Below are 19,471 nucleotides of genomic sequence, written 5' to 3'. Positions count from 1 at the left end.
TATTCTTACTCTGATATAATATGTATTATATGAAGATATTATTAGTAAGGAGTCGATACTATGAAATTAGCACTAGCCCAATTGGATATTGTTTGGGAAGATAAAACTAAGAATAAAGAAACCGCAATACAATTTATAAAGCATGCAACTACTGAAAATGTGGATATTATTTTTTTCCCTGAAATGACTTTAACAGGCTTTTCTATGAACACTTCTTTAGTAGGAGAAGATAATAATGAAACCGTAGAATTTTTCAAGGAAATGAGTTCTAAATTTAATATTTTCATAGGCTTTGGATATGTAGAAGGAAGAACAAACAGTAAAAACAAATACTCAGTAGTGGCGCCTCCGGTAGTACATGGAGGCGTGCCACGAGTAATGCATCGAGACGTGCCCCAAGACAAGAATCTTGTGACTTACACTAAAATTCATCCTTTTTCCTTTGGATGCGAAACTGAATTTTACCAAAGTGGAAATAAAATCAACTACTTCAATGCTTTTAACTTTACTATCGCCCCTTTCATCTGCTACGATTTACGTTTTCCAGAAATATTTCAGATAGCATCTAAGACTGCTACCTTAATAACCATTGCAGCTAACTGGCCTATAGATCGACGTGATCACTGGATTACCTTACTCAAAGCAAGGGCCATAGAAAATCAGTGTTATATAGCAGGTATAAACCGAATAGGTGAAGGAAATGGATTAACCTACAGTGGTGACTCCATGATTGTAGATCCACTAGGCAACGTAATAAGCAACTTATATATGGATGAAGGTTTAGTTATAGCGGATATCTCCGAGGAGAACGCAACCCAAATTAGAGAAAGATTTAGACTTAAAGCAGATAGAAAAGAAAGTTTGTATTGTGAATTGTTTTCAAGCAATTAAAAACTTTATCCACAATTCAGACAAAGTTATCCCCTAAAGGGGGATAACTTTGTTTATTAGCACGCTAAATAAACCATATTTTGATAATAAATACAGTCTCATGAAAAGTTATTCAAATTTATACACTAGTTATCCACAAATTTAAACTTTACTTGTCAAACTCTAATAACATAATGTTTTATTTTATTTATCATTTAATTTCTTTTTAAATTCAAAGTTTCTTCATAAATTATTGCCTACTTTTTATATTATATAAGTAGCACGTCACCTATTATAACCTCAAAATAGTAAAATTTCAAGACAAAATTATGAAACTTATAGAACCATGTATTTTTTTGTAAAAATGTCAATATCAGACTGTAAATTAAGTAGCGCCTTTGAATGTTTTCTATTGGTAAATTTATAAGAATTATATCATTTTATAAATATATTTGAAAAATACAAACAATTGAACTACAAGTATCAATGGTATCCCTATTACAAACTTGTTATGCTTAGTTTTATGCCTAAATAAACGCATACCTATAAAAATACCCAAAGCCCCAAAAGCAGAAGCTATAGTGAAAAGAGTATTCTCTGGCGTTCTCCACTTCCCCTTTTGCGACTTTCTCTTGTCTGAATACATGGCAAAAATACCGTATAAGTTAATTGCTAAAATATAATAAAAAAATAATTTCATGTTTTTTCCCTCCATTCTAATTGTTTAATAGTAAAAAAGCGTTATTATAGCACCTTTTTACTTGATATCTATATAGTACTGTACATTTTTACGCACGTCAAAATGTTTTTTCATTAGACACAAAAAATTAAAATGGATTCTCATTCAGCAATCATGGTAATTATGGGTAGTGCACTTATAATACAATTTATCAGTTATTTAATTTGCAAATCCAAATACTAATAATTGAAACAAACTGTTCTTAACCTACAGGCAATTTTATTTGTATTAAGAGTTAGATCAGCATCCCCTATACAGCTCACGCCAACAAATAAAACGGATAAATTATGGTACATAGTGGTATAATTGACTTGAAATTGTTGCACAATTGTATAGTAGGGCAACTTAGCAAATGGGGGAAGATATATGGAAAATGGAAAGTTAATCGGAGAAGGAAGAACAGCTGAAGTATTCGAGTGGGGACAAGATAAAATTTTAAAACTTTTTAGAACAGATTTACCTAAAACGGCGATCCAAAATGAATATGAAGTTAGTATTAACATTTATAATCAATTGAATTTAACACCGAAAGTTTATGAACTTATAGAAGTTGATAATAGAAGTGGTATCGTATATGAGCGAATTAATGGAATAACTATGATGAAAGTAGTAGCATCTAGCCCCTGGAAAGTAAGAAAAGAAGCACAACGATTAGCAGAATTGCATAAATCAATTCAGCAAAAGGTTAATTTTAAGCTATCTACTTACAAAACAAGGCTCAAGGATAATATTTCAAATACAGAGTTATTAACGGATGATATAAAAACGAGGTTGTATAAATATATTGATAAACTTAAAGATGATAACATATTATGTCATGGAGATTTTCACCCAGATAATATACTTATAACAAAAGACGGAGAAATAGTCATCGATTGGATGACTGCAACTCAAGGGAATCCATTAACCGATATTGCGAGGACATCAATAATGTTTAAGTTTGGCGTTGTTCCCAATAAAACATTTCCTGAAAAACAAATTATTAATTTTATTAGAAATAAGTTTTATTTAGAATATATAAACCATTACCTAAAACTAACAGGAGTTAAGATTGAACAAATTGAACAATGGGAACTTCCTGTTGCTGCAGCGCGACTTACTGAATGGTTACCAAAAGATGAAAAAACATCACTATTAAATTTTATCGACAAAACAATGAAGACGTTAAAAATCTAAATTATTTAAAATTAGATTTGTTTAAATCTTTATAATACTAGATGAACCACATGTAGTTAACACTTGGAATTCATATTTAATTGTAACATCTGATGAAAGAATTTTATGAGTCAGGTTCAGATTTTGATATGATGAGAAAAGTTCTCTTTTTTAACTAGGGTGTTAGAGATAATAGTTACATCAGCAAAGCAAACGCTTTAAATTTTGCGTTTTCTTAACTAATTCTAATTCCTTGAATAAGTTAAGTCGTGATAGGTTACAATCTATCACGATTTATGATAATTATACCCTACTTATTATATTCCCCAATCATTCTTATATTCGATTTTTAAGATTTGTTTTTTTATAATACATTTGTGCCTTTACTGCGAAAATAGTATATAGAGTAATTAAACAAGGAAAAATCAACCAAAAATACCCCCTCATCATTGCGAAAGGTGTTTCAAATAAGAATGACCCCCAAAAGGACGCTCCTGTCCTTTGCCATAATCCAGGCGTATAGTACAATAATTTCGGATTCAATACTGCCGCAATATCAGTAGTTTTTGTTGTGACCAACGATATTGATATTGGAATATAACATACTACCAATGATAGCCACATATTTGACAATTTCTTGTATCTATCCGCTTTAGAAGAGACATCAGAAAAAATATCATCACCAGCTCTTTCATCTATTTTTTTGAAGTATTGTTTTCCAGATCTTTTTGTACCAGCAATATGTTCCCACCCGCAGTCCTTAAAAAGGATAATATAATTTTGAAAATCGTCCTTTGACTTAAAGTTACGATAATCTACTTTTATAATAGTATTGTTAGGTGAAGTTTTACGAAATTCATATTTTGTATATTTCTCATCCAATTCCCAACCTCGGTTTGCCATTTCATTTAACCATTTTTCTTCTTTATCTAAGCTGACATAGCATCTAATTTTTTTCATATTGACACCTCTCTCTATTTCAAATTATTCTGAGTAATCTCAATCATATGTTTCATTCTTTCAAAATCAAGAAGTAATACTTTCTTTCCTTCGTCTGTGATAAGATAAACTTTACGCCTATTGTCATCACTTTCAACAGGTTGAATAAACTTTAATTTCAGCAAATTTTCAATGGCTCCGTATAAAGTCCCTGCCGCTATTCTTACATTCCCGTCGCTTAATTCTTCAGCTTTTTGCATAATTAAATATCCATGTGCTGGTTCAAGTAGAGATAAAAGAATGTAATAAACTGTTTCTGTAAGTGGTAAATTTTTATTTTTTTTCATTTAGTTCTCTAACTCCTTTCTTATAAAGTTTAACTATATAGTTATATGATATACAGCTTGACTATATATGTCAATACTAAAAAACCATATAACAAAAAGTTTATATGGTTGGTATAGTAATAAAAAAAGAAGGCATCTAATTGCCCTCTATATCTCTGTTATTAAATTGTTACTATTAATTTCTTTTACAGGTTTAATATTAAAAACTGTACTAAAATAAAAAAAACCACGCATAAGCTTTACTTAAACAGGATTTTTAGCTATAATTAAATGTGGATATGATTATACAATATAATAAACCCACTATATATTTCATCTTATTATACCACATAATGAGTGTAAATGTCAATGATTTTTATAAAAATATGGGAGCGTGAGAAAATGAATGATTATGAGCTAAATAAACAAGAGGAACTTGTATATCTTAAAAGTACAGTTAACTTCCTCGAAAAAGAATTAGGTAAAGACGAATATGAGATAAATTTTAGAAAAAGAGATCTTATTGCTTCAAGAAGAGATATGTGGCAAGAATCTGTTCATTCTTCAAATGATTTTGATAGAGTCCCAGAAATGCTTCAACAACTCTCTGAGGTTGATAGTCAAAATTATAATTATGAAAAATCGGTGGAACGAATAAAAAAATATACACGGATTTTAAACTCACCTTATTTTGGAAGGTTTGATTTTAAGGAAGATGCTTATAATGATACAGATCAGATTTATATCGGTCTTTATAATTTAATAGATAATGATACAAGTTCAATTTTAATATACGATTGGCGCTCCCCTATTTCAAGTATGTTTTATCAGTGCGAACTTGGTAAAGGATCATATAATGCCCCCTTCGGAATAATTTCGGGTGATATTTTTATGAAGAGGCAATATAAAATTGAGAATTCTGAGCTTAAGTATTTTTTTGATAGCAGCATAACAATTAATGATGATATCCTACAAGAAGTGTTAAGTCACAATTCTTCTTCAAATATGAAAAATATTGTTGAAACCATTCAAAAGGAACAAGATGTAATTATTAGAGATACTGAAAATGAGCTTTTGATTGTACAAGGCGTAGCTGGAAGCGGTAAAACATCTATAGCACTACATAGAATTGCATATTTGCTTTATGTTGGTATGGGATCAAAGCTATATTCCAATAATATTATTATAATTTCTCCTAGTTCTGTTTTCAGTAAATATATTTCTGGAGTTCTACCAGAACTAGGCGAGGAAAACGTAGAGGAAACTACTTTTGACGATATTGTAGTTGATTTTTTAGATAATAGATTTATATTTGAAAGTAGAAAGCAGCAACTTGAAACTTTGATTATTAATGATAATCAACAAAATTTAAATATAAAAATGGAGAACACTAAATTTAAAGGTTCGAAAACATTTGTAACTATTTTGGATAGATTAATACATTATTATGAGCATAAATTAACACATTTTGAAGACTTATATTATGATGGAAAAATTATTGAAACAAAACAACAGCTAAATAATCTTTTCTTAAACGGTAAAATGAATATGCCAATATCAAAAAAACTTAAAAGAATTGAAAGTATGATGCTTAGTAAAATTCATCCTTTAAGAAAAGCAAGACTTGAAAAAATTCAGGGGATTGTTCAAAACGGCATAGGACATGAATTAGAGCTAAAATCTTTTAGCAGATTAATGGCAATTAAAGAAGCTAAAGTATTAATGAATCATATTCATAAATTTACTGAGGTTGATTATTCGGATTTGTACAAATTACTATTTAATAAATCCGGACTTCTTTTAAAACTTTCGCAAGGGTTAGAATTACCAAAAAACATTAACCAAATGGTATCAGAAACCATAGAAAGTCTCCATAAAGGCTATATTAATTACGAGGACTGTGCTCCCCTTTTATATATCAAACTAAGGCTTAACGGTAGTCGCGCGTTTTCAGATATACGGCAGGTTGTTATTGATGAAGCCCAAGATTATTATCCACTTCAATACGAAGTCTTTAATCTTCTGCTACCTAGAGCTAAGTTTACAGTACTCGGTGACTTTAACCAAACTCTCGAAAAACGTGGTGATAAATCTATATATGATGATATAGAGAAAATTCTACACAAGAAAAAGAGCATAAAGCTTTCTATGAATAAAAGTTTTAGGTCTTCTATCGAGATTAATGAATTTACTCAGAAAATATTAAATAGCAAACAGGAGTTTGTTCCCTTTGAGAGACATGCATCGGAGCCGCAAATTATATTTAAAGACAATGAAGAGTTGCTTTATGAGACTATAATCCAAGATATTCATAGCTATGAAAGTCGTGGTTATGAGTCTATTGCAGTTATTTGCAAAACGGAGAAAGAAACCCTATTGGTTCAAAAAAAGCTATCCAATTTATCTAACATTAAATTGTTAAATACAGAAAGTACTGACAGTATAAAGGGTACCCTTGCTATTCCTTCTTATATATCAAAAGGTCTAGAATTTGATGTAGTACTTGTGTTCAATGTTTCAAAGGACAATTATAACAGTGAGTTTGATAGGAATCTTTTATATGTAGCCTGTACGAGAGCACTACATCAGCTTGCTATTTATTATACAGGAGAAAAAAGTGAGTTTATTTAATGATTGTTGATTCAGGTATGGATTTTAATATGTATTTTTATGACTATTTTCACTCCAACTATCGCATTTTAATTTTCACGAGGAGGTTAAATAATTGAAATTTTTAAAATATTTTATCAAAGAGTGGTTATTCCCCATACTTGTAGCAATAATCTTGGCAATTCTAATATATAAATTCCTATTTTTTAATATTACAGTTCCCTCGGAATCAATGTATCCGACTATAAAGATAGGCGATAAAATTACCGTTACAAGAGTTTATAATAAAGATAACCTAAAAAGAGGTGATTTAATAGTTTTTGATTCTGAGGAATTAAAAATACCATTAATAAAGAGACTTATAGGACTTCCAGGAGATGAAGTTATTATAAAAAATAAGGGGCAAGTTTTTATTAATGGAAGCAAAATTGAAGAGCCATATGTAGTATATATGGAGGATTTAGATAAAAAATTTAAAATTCCAGAAAACAAATATTTGTTTTTTGGAGATAATAGAGCTAATTCATTTGATGCCCGAAGATGGGAAAATCCGTACATAGATGGTAAAGATATAAAAGGAAAAGCACAGTTTATTATATATCCATTTAAGAGATTAGGAAAATTTGTAATTGGAGATGATGCTCTTAATCATTAGAATTATTGACAAAGGTTTAATTTACGCCCCACTTCAAACTATCTGTATGCGAACCCAATGCAGTAACAAGTACATCTGTTACAAGATGTACTTGTTACGAATAGTTACCGTACCCCCTATTTAGTTATAGTTGTATTTGTAAAATTTGTAGCAATTACAATTATTCCAGAAATAAGCGATCCCAATGCCCATTTTTCTTTTTCAGAAAATAAACCTGCAACTCCAGCAGTCAAAAGTGTAAGTCCTACAATTGAGCTTATTTGAGCACCTTTTTTTAAAACTTTTGGTGATGGATGTGTTGCTTTTTGTGCATCATCCATTGCTTTTTGATATGTTTTATTAGATATTTTTTTTGTATCATCCAATATTTTTTTATTATATTCTTTCATTATATCCTCCTTATAGAATCACATTTAATAATTGGTTCAAAATAGTATCCTTGAGTTAATTACTGCACTTACAAGTGCACAGACACTAAATATAATTGCTGCCCACGCCCATTTGTTTTTTTCACGTTTATGCTTACTTACAATCAGTCCAATGATACCTACACATAATATTACAAGTGCCAATATACTTCCTACAATAAACCCTACTTCCATTAATCTATCCCTCCCCTTTTATTTGCATCCGTCCATATCCGAATAAATATCCACTGTTTTTTGTATCAATTGATCACTCACTATATCAACACCTAGTTGTTTCATCATTTGCTGTAAAAATTTCAACCTACTAACTGTTTCCGAAAGATTACGCTCAAAAAGAACAGGATTAATCCATACATTTAAAAGAATCATAAAAACTTCTGCACATTCACTAGGATAGTCTGTTGTAATGGATCCATCTTCTTTCCCTTGCAAAATGATCTTAGCAATTTTAGGAGCATCCTTAATAATACAATCCTTAATACCTGTTACTACAAACTGTGGGCTTTTAATTTGTGAAATTAGGACATTATTCATAGACTGTATACTATTATCTGATAAAATACAGTCTAATATATTCACGAGTTTTTCTCTGGCATTACTTGCCTGTATATTTATAAGTAAATTATTAAACATTTGAGTAGCATAATTAGACCTTTGTTCTAGTACTTTATTCAAAATTTCTTCTTTAGACTTGAAATGATGATAAATCGCACCTTTTGACATACCTAATGCATTAATGATGTCTTGAATACTTGTTTTATCATAACCTTTTTCTATAAATAGTTTTGCTGAAAGTGACACTATGTTTTCTACTGTTCGTTCTGGATAATTATTTCTTGCCATTTATTTCTCCTTTTATACCGACCGTTGGTATGTATATATTATTGTACTTTCCTTGTTTTGTCAATAGTCATTAATCCAACATTATGCAAATTTACAACGTTAGGCATTAAAAATGCTGATTCTGGTTCGTCTAAAATATATAAACCATTTCCACTAAATCTATTCCTAATAACTGCTAAAAAAGATTCTCCATGAGATTGTGAGTGTAGTGAACCCCCTCCATATGAACTGCAAGCATCTATATCGTCTATATTTGTAGCCATATTATAGAAGCTTTCTGCTCTTAAGAAAAAACCATCATTGGGTAGATATAAAAGGGAAAGCACAGTTTATTATATATCCTACACTTACCTAACATCTAATGATATTAGATTACTCGCACCGATATATAAGAAAACTCTGTCTTAACTTTATATTTCATCTTCTTCAATAACAATCATAACAGAATATTGAGTTGAAAACATACCACCAGTTGAACTATATTGGATGTCATTAATTTTCAATTTATTATTCTTGATAAAATCATTTACTTCCGTCACTAAACAAAATCTATTGGAGTTACTAAATATCCTTATTTGTCTCAAATGCTCCCATCCCCCTTCTATTTATCATTATAGATATTTTTTAAATCATACTTATATCATTTATTAAACACCACTTTTCTAAGATTAACCTCTAATCATTAATTTCATTTATTTCTGGTGTTTTTCTAAACAAGACTTACATACACAAGCTTTACCCTTTTTATCATTAGGAATCAAATCTAGAATGTACTTAGGGACTTTAACTGTATCACACCAACATCCACCTTGACCATGTTTACAATTATTGTCTTGTCCACAAAGTGGACATATTCTCTCTAATCCTTCTACTCTCACTATTATCACTCCTTCATCTTTTTTTACATTTTAAAAATGCTATTATGAATATAATAACATTATTTTACATGATATTATACTTTAATAAATATCTGTCTACACTACTACTTGTACAAATATAATACATATGAAGAGCTATCTAATGCAATTGCTAAATATATTATTGTTTAGGTTATAAATTCACCATAATATATTACAATTCAGATTTTAAAATAGAATAAACACATTGGTCATACTTACTTTCATTAATCCAATAATGTTCTCTTAACCTTCCATCTATTTTAAATCCATAGCTTTCACTTGTACATTAGCTTAAATTTTCACCTTGATTCAATTACAATCTAATTTGAATTATACTGTATTTATTTTTTTAATTCCCATATTTGATTTTTCATTTCAACTATGTTTGTTCCAATGCTTTTAATTGAACTATTTTCTTCACTTACATTGTCAATTTTTACCTCTAATCTGACTAAATGTTTTTCAATATCATCTAATTTTTTTTCAAGCCTTTCAATCTTATCTAAAGTAATTAACCCCATAAACTCATCCCCTCTTATTTATATGTTATGATTCAAGAAGTTCTCATACTCCTATGAACTATATATAACATATTAATTTATCATATTTTGAGGAAGGTAATACTGTTACGCTTTATATGATTTAGACCTATCAGAAATCCTCCAAAACAAAAAAAGAGTAAAGTGATCAAAAACAAAATACCAACCGTAACTATATTAAAACTTTTACGATTATTATAAGAACCATATAAAAAATCTTCACTATATCCATAGTGCTCTAATATTTTTTTCCCTTTATTAATTTCTGTTATATTATTAGTTTTTAGCGATGATATCAATACTTGTTCAATATTAGGATCAGCCTTAACACCAAACGCTATAATCTGTGCGGCTTTTTCATAAAAAATCTTCTCTGTCTGCTTAAAAATGAAATTTCCAAATATAACACAAAAAAATGTTATACATAAAAAACTAATAAACATCCATACAGTAAATTTCTTTTTATTCATATCCCTCTTACTCATCCAACCTATAACCTATTCCTCTCACTGTTTTAATAATTGTATTATTCGTAAGTTTTTGACGAAGACGCTTTATAGCTACTGATAATGTATTATCATTTACAAATTCCCCATCGATATCCCACAGTTTTTCCAATAAAACCCCTCGTGTTAAAGTACGGTTTTTATTTTCTAATAGATGCCTAAATAGATTGTATTCACCAATTGTAAGTTCTATTTCGAGATTATTTTTATATACCTTTGTTTCTGATTTAATCATTTTAATATTCCCACACCATAGAACATCTTCTTGTATCTGCTGTTTTACAGTTCTCCGCAAAACAGCCAATATACGAGAATGCAAAACACTTAATTTAAAAGGCTTGGTGATGTAGTCATCCCCTCCAATATCTAGTCCTTTTACAATATCGCATTCTTCATCCCTAATAGTAAGAAAAATAATAGGAATGTCTTTAATTTCTTTTACATAGCGGCAAAAATCAAAACCTGACCCATCAGGTAAATTTAAATCTAGTAATATTATGTCAATGTCTGTTTTAAAAAGCTCTTTCCCTTTTTTAAAATTCTCTGCATGTATAACTTTATAACTGTTTCTCAATAAAAATGACTTTATACCTAAAGCAATTGTTTCATCATCTTCAATCAAAAAAATCTTAAGCATTCTCTAACCTCCTTAACCCTTACATTTAACAATCACACTATTTTTCTTTTTAACTTTCAAGTATAAATAATTTTTCTACCGTAGTGTTTAATAGTATAGCAAGGTTCATAGAACATAACAACGCACCAAGAAATTTCCTCATAATAATGACTCCATAATGTAAAGATTTTTTCTACAATTTTTTTTAATACTAACCTAAACAAAATGTAAATAGTTTTATACTTTTGTTGATTGTGGTATAAAAATAATTTATAGATTAAGTGGCAGGATTCCCACCTGTTAGAATATACACCCTGTCGGGACGCACCGCGAATCGGTGCCATACCCCTAGTACATCTTAAAGCTATTATATTATATAAAAAAGCCATTCCCTTGCTAAAAACAAGTTAGTTAAATACATGAAAAAAAAAAGAGAGAAAATTAATCTCTCTTTTTATAAAATTCCATAACTTCTGACCTGCTAAACAATGTGCTTTTCTTTGATTTTTTAACAGGAATTAGCTTTGATTCTTTTAGTAACTGGCTGACGTATTGCCTTGAACATCCCAGTAATTCTGCGACTTCTGCAGTGTCTAAAATTTCTTCCTGTAATATTTTGACTAGTTTATTTCTATCCACGCTAAACCCTCCCTATTGGACTGTATTTGAGCCAATCATAATATGATTCAGAGCCTTTCCTACGCAACATTCCTAACGCATGATATACGATGTCTATGCTCCTATAACTTTTAACGCTATCATAAGCCACATAAATAAATTTGTCCTGTCTTATGAATCTTAGCACAGGAATATTATCCTTAGTAGTCATGAATGCGATCATTAAGTCGCTGTCAATATCCTTTGAAATTCGTCTTAATTCACTTACTAACGTATTGTACTTGTTAATGTCTAATAGCAATTTAACTCCTCCTGTGATACAATTTAGATAAGGTAAGGGATATTAGAGTATCCCTTACCTAAGTAGATTATTTAGTTTTGGCTACTGATGTAAATAAACCCTTTAATTTGCATACTTTTAGAAAGACTGTGCAATTGTTAGGGTTTATTTAACTTGTAGCATTAGCTATATTGATCAAGAAGCTCCCACCTCTTAGGTGGTGAGTAGTTCACTTGTACACTATATATAAGGAAAATGTAGGGGTGTTTGCAATGAAAGAAAAATACTTGGTAGTAATTAACAGGGGTTACGATAAAGAAGACATATTCTATATGGGTGACAGCATCATAATGGCATATAAACGACTTAAAGAATTGCCTTATGCAAATAAAGAGATATTGTTTGCAAATGTTAAAATGGTCACTATGTTTAATAAATATGAATTGATTGAGAGTTATAATGTAATTAAAAAAATATCTTGATTTGGAGTGAGTAAAGTGGAAAAAAGCAAAAGAACAATATACAATCAAAATTGGGAAGAAAAGAATAGGAAATATTCTAGTTATCTAAAGAGTAGGAGCAGTTGCAAATCATTTATACGCAATCACGCAACCATGGAAGACATGGAATCAATAGAGCAGTTAATTACAGAAAGAAAAAAAATATTATCAGATGAAGGCGAGAACAGTTAGTGTTCTTGTCTTTTTTTTACTATTCTGAATGTTTGCAACGATATATAAGAAAATTAGTCTTAGTCCAATAGAAATTTTATCCTAGGATCATTTTTGACAAAATCAAGGGTTTTATCTATTTTAAATGCCCCTTTTACTGCTCTTTCATATTTATCTTTACCCCAACTGCTATTAACATTAAATTTCATATGCTTATATAGTTTTGACTTCATAGAATCATCCATGCTACTTGCTTCATTTACCATATTTATAATCATTTCTATAGCTTTATCTTTATCCTGTTTTTCTTTTGCATACCATAAATCTAACGAATATTTATGGTATGCTCCTAAATCAAATGCATCAGCGACCTTTTTAGCACGCTCTATGTATTCTTCTGCTTCACTAAATTTCTTTTCTTTATATGACAGATTTATCATTAGAGATAACGCCCCAAAGGTTTCATGAGCATTTTTCCTTAATTCACCCTCATAAATGCCATAAGCTTCATCAATTTTCCCGCTACTTTCATATAATAATGCCTGTTGAATTTTTTTATCCACCTCTACTTCTGGAATTTTATCTAATAATTCTTGAGCTTTTTTATACTCTTTTTTAGCCCTATACATTGCTGATAATTCTAATTTTGCCATAGAAGCTGTCTTTTCTTTACTACTTGTTGCTACAAGTTCAAGCCAAACGATGATTTTCCTTTCATACTTATCTTTTTCCTCAATTTGAGGCCCTAATAAATATATTCTTAATACTACTGATATCCAATATATCAACTCATCACAATTTGGATATTTTTTAATTAAATCACTGGCCTTTTCAAAAGCCTTTTGTAGTCCCTCTTTTGATGCCATTTCACCTACCTCTTTTGTAAGCTTTTTTACTTCTACATCTGTTAATTCCTCATTAAATGCCAATAATGTATTAACATCAATTTTTAAAACACGTGCAAGAGGTGCTAACAGTGCTATATCTGGGCATGATATTCCATTTTCCCACTTATTTACTGCTGGTGTACTTATATTTAAATAATTAGCAACTTGCTCTTGAGTAAGATTTTCCTTTTTTCTATAATTTCTAATAACCTCACTTATTCTCATAAAATTAACTCCTCCATTTTTTTGTACATTTAATTAACTTAGGACTTCGTTAATTAACTGATATCAAATCTATATAATTTAAACAATTGAAGAATTTTCATCTTTTATTCATAAAAATTAACTATTAGTTAATTTAATTTTCCTAATAAAAACATTTAGAATCTTACTTATGATACAGTATTTCCACTTGCAAGCATAGCCTTAACCATTTTATATCAATGGTTAAAGCTAAAAACAACCTCCGTTACTTATGATACGATTCAGCGTTCCTAATCATAATACTTTTTCGCCGTTAAGTCACCATATTTCTTAACTCAACAATACGCTGTTATTGGCAAGTACTTTTGGAGAAATTTCGGCAAACTATTTTACTGAATTTATCCCAGTATATTTTTACCATTTAACTGCTAGAATATAGATTTTCTGTGCTCCAATCTATAGCTCTTTCCAATCATGTTAAAAAGTTCGCATCTATAAGATATTCTATCTAATACAGCTGTTGTTAATGCTGGGTCTCCTAAAAGCTCTACCCATTCTTCGAATCCTTTGTTAGAAGTTATAATTAGTGATGCCTGTTCATGAAGGGATGATATTAATTGAAAGAACAAATTAGCCTCATCTCTAGTTATAGGAAGATATCCGACCTCATCAATTATAACGAGACTTGAAGAAAGGATTCTATTTAGTTTACCTTTGCTTTTTCTTGATATCTGCTGAGTTTTCAAAACATGCATCAGATTATCCATAGTTACAAAACTTACCTTATAACCTGCCTCAACGGCTTTATAACCCAAGGCAATAGCTGTGTGAGACTTCCCAACGCCCGGTGGGCCTAAAAATATAAGATTATACATCCTATCTATCCATTCCATTTCCATGAGTCTGTTTATTTGTTTCTTTGTTATTGATTTTTGAAATAGAAAATCAAATTCCTCCATTGTCTTTTTAACTGGAAAGCCAGCATATTTAAGTCTTTTTTCTTGTGTTTTCTGATCCTTCAAACCAACCTCATTTTTAAGTATTGATAACAGAAAGTCTTGATAGGAAACATTACCTAACTCGCCTTTTTCAATAATTTTATCTGCATCTACATTTAAATAGTTTAGCTTAAGATTTTTGGCATACTCTTTGATTAATTCTAATTTCTCCATGATTGCTTGTCCTCCTTCAAAGCATCAATATAGTCACTTATACTTCTTACTTCCGGTTTTAACCCTCTATACTTTGATGGTATAGATAACTTATCAATTACAGATTTTTTATCAACTTTTGCAATATCCTGTATCGCAAGATATTCAAGGGTTTCTTTAAACATTCCAGCACTCCACAAGTTTCGTATAACACAATAATTCAATGCTTGTTCTATTAGCGAAGCTTCATATGAATGTACTATATTTAGTATTGATCCAAATTGATCTTTGCAGTATCTTGGTTTTTCACGTTTTATGCCATCTAGTAGCATTTTTGCATTTTCAGTTTTACCGAGAGCAAAAAACAATCTTTCATAAACTTGGTCAATAGAACTGTGAATATCCCGTTCGGGATGAATTATTTTTATAAGTTCACCCTGCCTTGTGCTTACTTGATGACTTGCTATTAATACACCTGTATCAAAATCAACTATATTCATTTTGGAGCCTTTTATCATTAATTTAAGTTCTTTACCTGGGCTATAAGTTCCTTTGGGCACTTGATACCTGTTCTGTTTATACAAAATTACATTGTTTTTTCGTACAGCATAAGTTAAACTAGTATTAGATGAATTTTTTTCAAAGAGTTCAGGTACTGGTAGCAAGTGTTTCTTTTCGAGAGCAAACACTTCTGCCGGTATTTTTTTCGTTATTTCATGTTTTTTACCATTGCCTGTTCTATCTAGCCATTTGAATGAGTCTTCATTAAAGGAATCAACATCTATAAATACTCTGTTTATAGCAAAGTTATATTTTGAGTATTTTACCACAGATTCTATTTTCCCCTTACTTTGAGGATCAAAACCTCTACAAAGCCTAACTTTATATTTCATAGTATTAATATAATTTTGAAAACCTTCGGTATAAATAATGTCTCCAGAATTCTCGGCTACTGCAAGCACACGATCTTGGTCATACACTATTTCAATAGGCATACCACCAAGATATTCAAAAGCTCGATTATGAGCATCAATAAAAGAGGCGGTAGTAAATGGTTTGTCTGTCCAAAGTATGTATTTATACCTTGAATGTGATAAAACCATTGCAAAGCAATACACTTTTACTTTGTTTCCATTTAATCTTTTGAGCCATATTTGACCCATATCAACCTGAGCTTGGTAGCCCATGGGAAGTTCATGTACTTCCTCAAATTGTCTTATTGGCGAAGCCTTAGGCAGATTGTATTCTTTCCTTAAATTACTAATATAAAGCCTTAAAGACCTTTCTTTAAATTTTACATCACCATATCTTTCCTTTATCCAATCAAGTACTTGTGCTGCTGACATATCTCTGAAATCAGTAATCCATTCTAAAATATCATCTTTGTAGATATCAATTTTTTTATGTCTATTCTTCGATTGAATAGTGACTTTAGCATATTCACCAGGATCCATGTCCCAATACTTTTGAACTGTTTTGTAATTTATATTTAGAGCTCTTTCAACCTGTGATTTATTAAATCCAAGTGCTTTATATTGTTTTATTTCACTAAACATATTCCATCCTTTCAATTTTAAATTCCCCCTCTGTAAAATATATCTCTAATTGTATCAGAGAAGGAATTATTATTGTACTTAACTGGAAATTATTCTCCTTTTTTGTTTGCCGAAATATCACCCTTTTAGTTTACCGCTAACATACGCGAGTTAACTAAAGCATTTGGTGCACACAATCCAGCTTCTAAAATAGCTTACTTTCTCCATAATATTGGAGTAATAAACCGAACGGAAATAGTAGCAACGTATTACCCAAAATCTAAGACGTTTCAAAACTAAATATGTATACAGTTATTTTTGAAACATCCTAATAAATCTACCGAGTATTTACTACTTGGTAGCTTTCTAATATCTTTTATACTTAATAAATCAATAATTTTTCACTCCTGCTTTCCTCTTTTTAATTCACCAAAATAATATGTTTACAAAAAACTGGTGCAAATTCTATTTGCACCAGTTTTTTAAGAACGAAATAGCATCTCCAAAATTTAACATTAGAAGTGAAAAAATAAGCATTTGCATTAAAACTTGTATTAAGTTTATATTTTTATTAAAGTGAGTTTTTTTAACTCCATAAGGGTTTTTGTGAATAAAGACATGGAAAGGGGTGTATAAAAAAAATATTACCACCATACCCATAAGATAATTTTTTGTTACATAGGATGAAGCTAGTATTAATACAAATGACATATGCAACCAGATCAAATATCCATAAAAAACCTGTTCTAAACAGAACCAGAAATATTTTACTATTTTACTTTTATCCATATAGTAAAAATCCCTCCTAACCATTAGTTTAACGTATAAATAACACTCTCTTATATTAGCATTATATGGTAAATATTAATATAGTTGTATGTCTCTGCTTGAATTCCAAATATTTCTTAACTATATGTTTAGGCATTAGTTAAGCTCCTGGTGGTCCAGGAGCTTTTATTTCTTGTTCCTTATAGGAGTAGTGCCAACTAAGCTGTCATGAAGTGCAAAACAGTTAAATTTTAGTTAAATTTAGTTAAATTTTATTTAATGGCTATGTTAGACAATAATGATGATAATACATCTAAAATTGGCTTGTCCATTTAATACAAGCCAATAAACTTTTCCCTAATCATTATGAAATATAATATTTTATGATAGCTAAAATATTGTAAAAATACGATTAATGGATTATTTAAGGAAAACACGTATAGGCTACTAAAAATTATACTTATACATTCTGCCATAAAACATTTATTTACTATAACCTACATTCCTATGAATGCCATTTAGAAACTGTTTATTAATCAATTTGAGTACAATTTTCTTGTAAAAAATATATCCTATCCAAGCACCGAATGTATTTAATATTATGTCATCAATATCAAATGACCTTCCGAAATTGCCTACATAGTAAGATAAAAGTTGAACAATTTCTATGCCTAAAGAAAACAAAAATGAAATTAAAATTGTATTTTTCATATTATCAAACTTTCTCCATAGTATTGGGAGTAATAAACCGAACGGAAATAGTAGCAACGTATTACCCAAAATATTCTTAATCCAAAATTTAATCATAAAACTTTGCATTTCGGGATTTTGCCTAATACTAGAAACATCCTTTACCGTATTAAAGACTGGTACAACATTTATTGAAACATTACCTTTTTGACCAGTCCAGTTTATAAATAAAGGGAATAAAGTTATTCCTATAAAACAGAGAATATAAAGAAAGAAAAGGTTTAACACAATCTCTCTTTTAATTGAAAATTGACCCTTACTGCAGTTTTTGAGAATTGAAACTACTCTAACCAGTACCCATATCGGTAGCATAATTATTAATAAAGCTTTAAATTCTAACATAATACCCATTTAAACTCACCCTTTCATTTGCTTTTTAAACATACTAAACTTATACCCTTATGGACTCATTCTAACACTTATCTAAGAACCAAAATTTAATTTTTTCTTTTGTTTTTTATACCAACTTTATAGTAAAAATAGTATAATTAAATAAATACTGTTAAAGCATCTCCTGAGGAGCTGAAGTATTAACTAATACATGCATATGTAAAACCACTTAAGGAAGTTGATAATGAGATAAATTCTCACATATAATATTTCGGAAAATTTTCATTTAGAGTAGGGAGATGATAATATGACCACGGTTTTATTATTTATATTTAATTTTATAGTTATAATCGGCTTAATAAATTTATTTTCAAGTAAAGTTAGTAAGTATGCAATTAACAAGTTTAATATTACCAATGATACTATTGACCATCTAAAAAAAATATTAATCAGATTTGTTATTATAATTATACCTTTAAACTTACTTTTTTCACCTATAATATTTTCTATATGCTCATCTACGATAACAGTTATAATAATTAGTATAACCTGCATGTCGCATCCTTATTTATCTATATTACCAATCTTTTGGAAAACAACATATGAATATACAGTTGGCACAACTATAATTGCTACTACAATAATTATGAAAGCTATTCCATTGAAACTTATTCCTGTAATAGCTAATAATATATTTAGGATACCTCCTATAACCCATACTGGTGCAGCCATCCTATGAGTTTTTCTCCACACTTCTTCATTTGCTAAAGTCCAAGGATTTTTTATTCCTACAAAATAGTTGTATTTAATTCTTCCCATAACATTTCCTATTGAAATAAATAGCAATGAACCCAATATTGGTATAAAAACTGACTGATTTATTACAACTCCTGTAGCTATTAAAAGTGTAGTCACTTCTATGCCAAGTAAAAATATAACTAGTAGGTACTTTAAATATTGATAAGTTGAATGGAACCCATCATAATTTTTTCTTTTAGGATCTATATAAGGAAGCAGAATAATTAATAAATAAATCCCTAAATTTATTAATGGAAGGCCGAAAGCTCCGAATAATTTGCTACCATAACCATCTATTTGCCCTTTATGATTCCAGTGTGTTGGTTTTTCTTATTACAAATCCTATGCTATCAA

At 29.6% G+C, this 19,471-nt stretch carries 25 protein-coding genes and 2 pseudogenes; 6 read left to right on the top strand and 21 right to left on the bottom strand.

Going from position 1 to position 19,471, the window contains the following annotated elements; translation table 11 throughout:
- The first annotated feature begins 60 nt into the window (after window positions 1–60).
- Window positions 61–891, top strand: a complete 831-nt coding sequence (locus ACWJJT_RS13245) for a nitrilase-related carbon-nitrogen hydrolase (RefSeq protein ID WP_462955018.1) — start codon at window positions 61–63, stop codon at window positions 889–891.
- 409 nt (window positions 892–1,300) lie between these two features.
- Here the strand turns inward: ACWJJT_RS13245 and ACWJJT_RS13240 are convergent, their stop codons facing one another.
- Window positions 1,301–1,570, bottom strand: coding sequence for a DUF1294 domain-containing protein (locus ACWJJT_RS13240; protein WP_462955017.1), 270 nt, complete (start codon window positions 1,568–1,570; stop codon window positions 1,301–1,303).
- Between the two features lie 405 nt (window positions 1,571–1,975).
- On the opposite strand from ACWJJT_RS13240, the gene ACWJJT_RS13235 reads away from it, so the two are divergent.
- A complete protein-coding gene (locus ACWJJT_RS13235) occupies window positions 1,976–2,785 on the top strand; it encodes an aminoglycoside phosphotransferase family protein (protein WP_462955016.1) in 810 nt (269 codons plus the stop codon).
- Window positions 2,786–3,100: 315 nt separating this feature from the next.
- On the opposite strand, the gene ACWJJT_RS13230 is transcribed toward ACWJJT_RS13235, so the two are convergent.
- Together ACWJJT_RS13230 and ACWJJT_RS13225 are read right to left on the bottom strand one after the other, a co-directional pair.
- Window positions 3,101–3,724 (bottom strand): DUF2812 domain-containing protein, encoded by a 624-nt coding sequence (locus ACWJJT_RS13230; protein WP_462955015.1) that lies wholly within the window; start codon window positions 3,722–3,724, stop codon window positions 3,101–3,103.
- A gap of 14 nt (window positions 3,725–3,738) precedes the next feature.
- A complete protein-coding gene (locus ACWJJT_RS13225) occupies window positions 3,739–4,050 on the bottom strand; it encodes a PadR family transcriptional regulator (RefSeq protein ID WP_216302453.1) in 312 nt (103 codons plus the stop codon).
- Between the two features lie 381 nt (window positions 4,051–4,431).
- On the opposite strand from ACWJJT_RS13225, the gene ACWJJT_RS13220 reads away from it, so the two are divergent.
- Both ACWJJT_RS13220 and lepB read left to right on the top strand, forming a co-directional pair.
- Window positions 4,432–6,660, top strand: a complete 2,229-nt coding sequence (locus ACWJJT_RS13220; RefSeq protein ID WP_462955014.1) for a HelD family protein — start codon at window positions 4,432–4,434, stop codon at window positions 6,658–6,660.
- Between the two features lie 94 nt (window positions 6,661–6,754).
- Entirely contained in the window at window positions 6,755–7,294 is a 540-nt protein-coding gene (gene lepB, locus ACWJJT_RS13215; protein WP_216302449.1) for a signal peptidase I, read from the top strand.
- Between the two features lie 116 nt (window positions 7,295–7,410).
- On the opposite strand, the gene ACWJJT_RS13210 is transcribed toward lepB, so the two are convergent.
- The 11 genes and pseudogenes from ACWJJT_RS13210 to ACWJJT_RS13160 form a co-directional block, all read right to left on the bottom strand.
- Entirely contained in the window at window positions 7,411–7,683 is a 273-nt protein-coding gene (locus ACWJJT_RS13210; protein WP_462955013.1) for a hypothetical protein, read from the bottom strand.
- Window positions 7,684–7,719: 36 nt separating this feature from the next.
- Complete coding sequence (locus ACWJJT_RS13205; RefSeq protein WP_216302447.1) at window positions 7,720–7,896, bottom strand: hypothetical protein; 177 nt, start codon at window positions 7,894–7,896, stop codon at window positions 7,720–7,722.
- Between the two features lie 18 nt (window positions 7,897–7,914).
- Entirely contained in the window at window positions 7,915–8,565 is a 651-nt protein-coding gene (locus tag ACWJJT_RS13200; RefSeq protein ID WP_462955012.1) for a TetR/AcrR family transcriptional regulator, read from the bottom strand.
- Between the two features lie 113 nt (window positions 8,566–8,678).
- Window positions 8,679–8,870, bottom strand: a pseudogene (locus tag ACWJJT_RS13195) (AAA family ATPase); the annotation flags it as partial.
- Window positions 8,871–8,975: 105 nt separating this feature from the next.
- Window positions 8,976–9,149: a hypothetical protein gene (locus tag ACWJJT_RS13190; RefSeq protein WP_216302445.1), complete on the bottom strand. Its 174-nt coding sequence runs from the start codon at window positions 9,147–9,149 to the stop codon at window positions 8,976–8,978.
- Between the two features lie 108 nt (window positions 9,150–9,257).
- Window positions 9,258–9,443: a cysteine-rich CWC family protein gene (locus ACWJJT_RS13185; protein ID WP_216302444.1), complete on the bottom strand. Its 186-nt coding sequence runs from the start codon at window positions 9,441–9,443 to the stop codon at window positions 9,258–9,260.
- A 362-nt stretch (window positions 9,444–9,805) separates the two neighbouring features.
- Window positions 9,806–9,985, bottom strand: coding sequence for a hypothetical protein (locus ACWJJT_RS13180; RefSeq protein ID WP_462955011.1), 180 nt, complete (start codon window positions 9,983–9,985; stop codon window positions 9,806–9,808).
- Between the two features lie 80 nt (window positions 9,986–10,065).
- A complete protein-coding gene (locus ACWJJT_RS13175) occupies window positions 10,066–10,473 on the bottom strand; it encodes a hypothetical protein (RefSeq protein ID WP_462955010.1) in 408 nt (135 codons plus the stop codon).
- Between the two features lie 7 nt (window positions 10,474–10,480).
- A complete protein-coding gene (locus ACWJJT_RS13170; RefSeq protein ID WP_220286325.1) occupies window positions 10,481–11,146 on the bottom strand; it encodes a response regulator transcription factor in 666 nt (221 codons plus the stop codon).
- Between the two features lie 420 nt (window positions 11,147–11,566).
- Entirely contained in the window at window positions 11,567–11,764 is a 198-nt protein-coding gene (locus ACWJJT_RS13165; RefSeq protein WP_462953471.1) for a helix-turn-helix transcriptional regulator, read from the bottom strand.
- A 1-nt stretch (window position 11,765) separates the two neighbouring features.
- Complete coding sequence (locus ACWJJT_RS13160; protein ID WP_462953470.1) at window positions 11,766–12,044, bottom strand: hypothetical protein; 279 nt, start codon at window positions 12,042–12,044, stop codon at window positions 11,766–11,768.
- A gap of 251 nt (window positions 12,045–12,295) precedes the next feature.
- On the opposite strand from ACWJJT_RS13160, the gene ACWJJT_RS13155 reads away from it, so the two are divergent.
- A complete protein-coding gene (locus ACWJJT_RS13155) occupies window positions 12,296–12,505 on the top strand; it encodes a hypothetical protein (RefSeq protein ID WP_462955009.1) in 210 nt (69 codons plus the stop codon).
- 15 nt (window positions 12,506–12,520) lie between these two features.
- On the top strand, window positions 12,521–12,715 hold the full coding sequence (locus ACWJJT_RS13150) for a hypothetical protein (protein WP_462955007.1): 195 nt from the start codon (window positions 12,521–12,523) through the stop codon (window positions 12,713–12,715).
- A gap of 59 nt (window positions 12,716–12,774) precedes the next feature.
- On the opposite strand, the gene ACWJJT_RS13145 is transcribed toward ACWJJT_RS13150, so the two are convergent.
- The 7 genes and pseudogenes from ACWJJT_RS13145 to ACWJJT_RS13115 form a co-directional block, all read right to left on the bottom strand.
- On the bottom strand, window positions 12,775–13,806 hold the full coding sequence (locus ACWJJT_RS13145; RefSeq protein ID WP_462955006.1) for a helix-turn-helix domain-containing protein: 1,032 nt from the start codon (window positions 13,804–13,806) through the stop codon (window positions 12,775–12,777).
- Between the two features lie 407 nt (window positions 13,807–14,213).
- Window positions 14,214–14,957, bottom strand: a complete 744-nt coding sequence (gene istB / locus ACWJJT_RS13140) for an IS21-like element helper ATPase IstB (RefSeq protein ID WP_258280588.1) — start codon at window positions 14,955–14,957, stop codon at window positions 14,214–14,216.
- Window positions 14,945–16,507 carry an IS21 family transposase gene (gene istA, locus ACWJJT_RS13135; RefSeq protein ID WP_258280587.1) on the bottom strand — a complete coding sequence of 521 codons (1,563 nt, stop codon included), beginning with the start codon at window positions 16,505–16,507 and terminating at the stop codon, window positions 14,945–14,947. Before istA ends, istB begins: the two co-directional genes overlap by 13 nt.
- 429 nt (window positions 16,508–16,936) lie before the next feature.
- Window positions 16,937–17,260, bottom strand: a complete 324-nt coding sequence (locus tag ACWJJT_RS13130; protein WP_216302426.1) for a hypothetical protein — start codon at window positions 17,258–17,260, stop codon at window positions 16,937–16,939.
- Window positions 17,261–17,722: 462 nt separating this feature from the next.
- The gene (locus ACWJJT_RS13125; protein ID WP_462955004.1) at window positions 17,723–18,340 is read right to left on the bottom strand and encodes a VanZ family protein; all 618 of its coding nucleotides are present in this window, start codon (window positions 18,338–18,340) and stop codon (window positions 17,723–17,725) included.
- Between the two features lie 543 nt (window positions 18,341–18,883).
- Window positions 18,884–19,138, bottom strand: coding sequence for an SdpI family protein (locus ACWJJT_RS13120; protein WP_462955003.1), 255 nt, complete (start codon window positions 19,136–19,138; stop codon window positions 18,884–18,886).
- A 234-nt stretch (window positions 19,139–19,372) separates the two neighbouring features.
- Window positions 19,373–19,429: pseudogene (locus tag ACWJJT_RS13115) on the bottom strand (hypothetical protein); the annotation flags it as partial.
- Between the last annotated feature and the right edge of the window lie 42 nt (window positions 19,430–19,471).

Source organism: Clostridium sp. CM041 (genome assembly GCF_055081035.1).
The sequence above is the reverse complement of the archived record's forward strand: the minus strand, read 5'-3'. Positions and strand labels throughout refer to the sequence as shown.